We start from the raw sequence: 4,104 nt of genomic DNA, 5'->3' as shown, positions 1-4,104 counted from the left end.
TAAAATCGCCAATTTTTCAGCTTTAGAATATTTCATTCTAGCCATAAAAAATACTCCCCTTAGATAACAGATTTTTATTTTTTATCTGTCTACCTAATAGGGAGCATATCAGTATAAAGCATAACTGGATTTTTTGTTTAGGGTTCTGTTGATTGATATTGTAAAAATTCAAAACTTTTTGTGTTTTTTTAGTGTAATATTGAAAATAAAGGGAGCTAACTAATTTCAGTACTAGGGGGAAAAACTATGACTATAAAATTAGAAACTGAGCATTTATGTATAGAACCTTTTACTAATGATGATGTGTTTAGAATTAAAGAGTTAGCTAATGACAAGGAATTAGCTAATATTCTTGGGCTTCCTCATCCATATAAATTAGAATTCGCGCAAGATTGGGTTGATATGCAACCAGAACTTATAAGGAAAGGAATCGAATATCCTTTAGGAATTGTCTCTAAAGAATCAAGAGCAATTGTAGGTACAATTACACTAAGAATTGACAAGGGTAACAATAGAGGTGAACTTGGTTATTGGATTGGTAAGAATTATTGGGGGAAGGGTTTTGCAACTGAGGCTGTAAACAGGATGATTCATTTTGGCTTTATTGAATTAGGTTTAAACAAAATTTGGGCATCTGCCCTTTCTAGAAATCGATCATCAATTAAGGTGTTAGAGAAGTCAGGCTTACGTAAAGAAGGCACATTAAGACAGAATAGACTTTTATTAAATACATATGAAGATGTTGATGTGTATGGAATATTAAAGACAGAATACAAGGTTTTAAATTACAGATAAGATTGATAGTATGATGACAAAAGGAAACCCTTCAGAACAGGGTTTCCTTTTTGTATTTCTCAAAAATCAATATTGTAGTTTAACAGGTCCTTGTTTATCAAAAACATAATAATTTACTAGATTTTGTATTTTGTGTAAGATAATAAAGAATATTCAAACATTTATTAAAGGAAGAGATGTAAATGAAGCTGCCGCTATTACAGGTAGAGACAGAGAGACTGATGATCCGTCCGTTCCAAAATGATGATTATGAAAGTTGGTTAGATGGATTTAATAAGAGGTTACCATCGCAGTATAAATATGACGATGGTTATCAAGTTATGGCATCGTCAACAAAAGAATGGTTCACGGAATGGATAAGAGGCTTTGATGAAGCAGCACATCGAGATGAGATGTATGTATTAGGTATTTTTCGTAAAGAAGACGGAGCTAATATTGGTAAGCTAGAGCTGATTAAAATTTTACGTATGGACTATCAATGGGCGATGATGGGATACTCCATACATAATCAATATTGGAGAAATGGATATGGTGTTGAAAGTGTGAAAGCTGCGCTACCGTTATTTTTTAGTTGCCTTGATTTTCATAGAATCGAATTACATATGCGTGTTGATAATGAGCCATCAGTACGTCTTGCGGAAAGAACAGGCTTTTCATTTGAATGCAAGAGAGAGGCGTTTTCATTAGAGAATGGTAAGTGGATGGATTTTCTTATTTATTATAAAAATAAGGAGATGAATATATGAGAGTGTTTATTACAGGTGGCAGCCGCGGTTTAGGGTTACAGTTAGTAAAAGTATTTCATGAAAATGGGCATATCGTTTATCCGTTAGTTAGAACTGAGGTTGCGGTAACGCAATTGAAGCAAATGTTTAGTGGTAGATGTTTTCCTATATTGGCAGACTTATCGGCTGATGAGAGTACGGAGCAAATTAAGAAGCAGCTTGAGGAATATACAGAGTATGTTGATCTAGTTATAAATAACGCTGGCATTACTGGGAAGGAGACTGAGATTTTACATACAAATTCAGAAGAATTAACAGACTTATTTAATATTCATTGCTTAGGTGTAATTCGGGCTGTAAAAGGTACATATGTGGCGTTAGCTAAATCGGATCATCCGAGAATAATAAATGTGTCCTCTCGATTAGGATCATTACATAAAATGGCGAACAAAGAGTTTCCGCAAGGTCAGTTCTCATATTCATATCGAATTGCTAAAGCTGCACAAAATATGTTAACACTCTGCTTACAACAAGAGTTTGAGAATAAAAGAATTCGTGTAACTGCCATTCACCCAGGAAAATTAAAAACTGATATTGGTGCCTTTGATGCGAATATGACTCCGGCTGAAGGAGCAAAAAATATATATGATTGGGTAATAGATTCAAATGAGGATATTTCAGGGAAGTTTATTGAGCCTGGTGTAGGGGAATTGAAGTGGTGATATACGATCTTGCAATCATTCAGAATCTATTTGGCCCTTCTAAAAAAGTATTAAATGGCTTACCAAATGCAGTAACGATTGAAGAAATAGAAGAAGATGTTTTGTATAACGTACAAACATATAAAGAAAAGATAAGTAGATTTGAAGAGGTTTGTTTTAATTGGGAGTTAAAAAGAGCAAGTATTGTATTAAACAAAAGGTTTAGTAGTTATAACTCAAGTGTGAAAGTGTTACTTGATGTCGGTTTTTCTTTGTATGCCGCAAAGATAGAAGTATGTAGAGAATTGAACAATGTAGAAGAGCTTGAAAGACAATATACATATCGATCAATAGCAGAAGGAACGTTATCGGAAAAAGAATTTAAATACATTTGGGAGCAATGTATGTTGAACTCAGGAAATCAAACTTCAATTTTAACTATCGATGAGCATTTTTATTCCGTGCAAACAGAGTTAGGTAAGGGGTGGGAAAAGTCATGTATTGTTTTTTATGATAAAACTGAGCCAATTGGTATGTCCATACCGCATATAGAAACTGGAACAGAAAGTGAAGGACGATTATTTTACTTTGGAGTAATGCCTTATTATCGCGGGAGAGGAATTGCTTCTCATATGCATCTTCAATCGTTGCATATGTTAAAGGAAATGGGGGCTACTTATTACATCGGAAGTACACATACTTCAAATGAAAAGATGCAGAAGATATTTTGGAGAAATTATTGTTCGGTGAAAACGGAGACAGAGCTTTATTATAAAATTTTTAAAGTAGATTAGGAGAAAAGAAAATGAAGACTATAAACGTATTTCATTACGACGCATTTACGAATAAACCAAATAAGGGAAATCCAGCAGGTATTGTATTAGAAGCAGATGGATTAACGGAAGAGGAAATGCAAATTATTGCTGAAAAAGTTGGATATAACGAAACAACTTTTGTTCTTTCCTCAGAAGTAGGAGATATAAGAATGCGCTATTTTACACCTGGTTTTGAAATGGATTTATGTGGTCATGGGACAGTAGGGACGATATATACCTTGCGCGAAAAAGGTTTATTAGAAGAGAACAGTAACCTTACGATTGAAACGAAGGCAGGGATTTTACCAATACAAATAGGTGTAAATGAAAAGGGAGAAACCTTTATTAAAATGAGGCAGACAGCACCTCAGTTTAAAGATTTTGCAGGTTCAAAAGAAGAATTAGCTCATAGTATTGGTTTAGAAGTAAATGATTTAGATGTAAGTTTACCGATAGTATATGGAAGTACAGGAAACTGGACTGTAATTGTGCCGATTAAAAATCTAGATGCGTTTGAGAGAATGAAACCTAATAATGCTGCATTTCCGTCAGTATTAAGAGAAATACCTAATGCTTCTATTCACCCAATTTGTCTAGAAACTTATGATGAACTAGCACAAATGCATGGGCGTCATTTCTCGTCAGCTTATGCAGGAACGATTGAAGATCCAGTGACAGGAACAGCTTCAGGTGTAATGGGAGCGTATTATGCGGAGTATTTAGAGAAAGATTTTGAACATGAATTGGATTTAATCGTTGAGCAAGGACAGGAAATAAATAAAGATGGTCGTGTAACTGTTTATGTAACGAAAGGGATAGAAAACGAAAAGTTACAAATAGATATTGCTGGAACAGCGGTGTATGTGAAAGAGTTTGAAATTTCGATATAAAGTGAAATTTTAATCAGTGGGGCTCTTACTGCCCAGTGAATAGCGGGATAAAAAGAAAGCCCGGAATACTGATATGCTCCCCCTATAGTAGACAGAAAAAAGAAAGCTTTATATCCTGTCTACTATAAGGGGGATTTTTTTATGGGGAAAATTAGAAGAACATATGATGAAACATTTA

General features: G+C 34.3%; 5 protein-coding genes. All 5 read left to right on the top strand.

Annotated features, from left to right (window positions below):
* The first annotated feature begins 246 nt into the window (after positions 1-246).
* The 5 genes from MR168_RS32360 (at position 247) to MR168_RS32340 (ending at position 3,926) form a co-directional block, all read left to right on the top strand.
* Positions 247-795 (top strand): GNAT family N-acetyltransferase, encoded by a 549-nt coding sequence (locus MR168_RS32360; RefSeq protein ID WP_086411994.1) that lies wholly within the window; start codon positions 247-249, stop codon positions 793-795.
* Positions 796-977: 182 nt separating this feature from the next.
* Positions 978-1,541 carry a GNAT family N-acetyltransferase gene (locus MR168_RS32355; RefSeq protein ID WP_086411995.1) on the top strand — a complete coding sequence of 188 codons (564 nt, stop codon included), beginning with the start codon at positions 978-980 and terminating at the stop codon, positions 1,539-1,541.
* Positions 1,538-2,242, top strand: coding sequence for an SDR family NAD(P)-dependent oxidoreductase (locus MR168_RS32350; protein ID WP_001263474.1), 705 nt, complete (start codon positions 1,538-1,540; stop codon positions 2,240-2,242). The genes MR168_RS32355 and MR168_RS32350 overlap by 4 nt, the downstream gene beginning before the upstream one ends.
* Positions 2,239-3,015: a GNAT family N-acetyltransferase gene (locus tag MR168_RS32345; protein WP_103597362.1), complete on the top strand. Its 777-nt coding sequence runs from the start codon at positions 2,239-2,241 to the stop codon at positions 3,013-3,015. The genes MR168_RS32350 and MR168_RS32345 overlap by 4 nt, the downstream gene beginning before the upstream one ends.
* Positions 3,016-3,026: 11 nt before the next feature.
* Positions 3,027-3,926 (top strand): PhzF family phenazine biosynthesis isomerase, encoded by a 900-nt coding sequence (locus MR168_RS32340; RefSeq protein ID WP_242291752.1) that lies wholly within the window; start codon positions 3,027-3,029, stop codon positions 3,924-3,926.
* The last annotated feature ends 178 nt before the right edge of the window (positions 3,927-4,104 follow it).

Source organism: Bacillus cereus group sp. BfR-BA-01356, from assembly GCF_022663635.1.
Lineage (GTDB): Bacteria > Bacillota > Bacilli > Bacillales > Bacillaceae_G > Bacillus_A > Bacillus_A cereus.
This window is presented reverse-complemented; position numbering and strand designations above follow the sequence as displayed.

What these genes read in the sequence shown, in the direction of transcription:
- MR168_RS32355 (WP_086411995.1), top strand. Translation starts at nt 978, where the DNA reads ATGAAGCTGCCGCTATTACAGGTAGAGACAGAGAGACTGATGATCCGT.
- MR168_RS32350 (WP_001263474.1), top strand. Translation starts at nt 1,538, where the DNA reads ATGAGAGTGTTTATTACAGGTGGCAGCCGCGGTTTAGGGTTACAGTTA.
- MR168_RS32360 (WP_086411994.1), top strand. Translation starts at nt 247, where the DNA reads ATGACTATAAAATTAGAAACTGAGCATTTATGTATAGAACCTTTTACT.
- MR168_RS32340 (WP_242291752.1), top strand. Translation starts at nt 3,027, where the DNA reads ATGAAGACTATAAACGTATTTCATTACGACGCATTTACGAATAAACCA.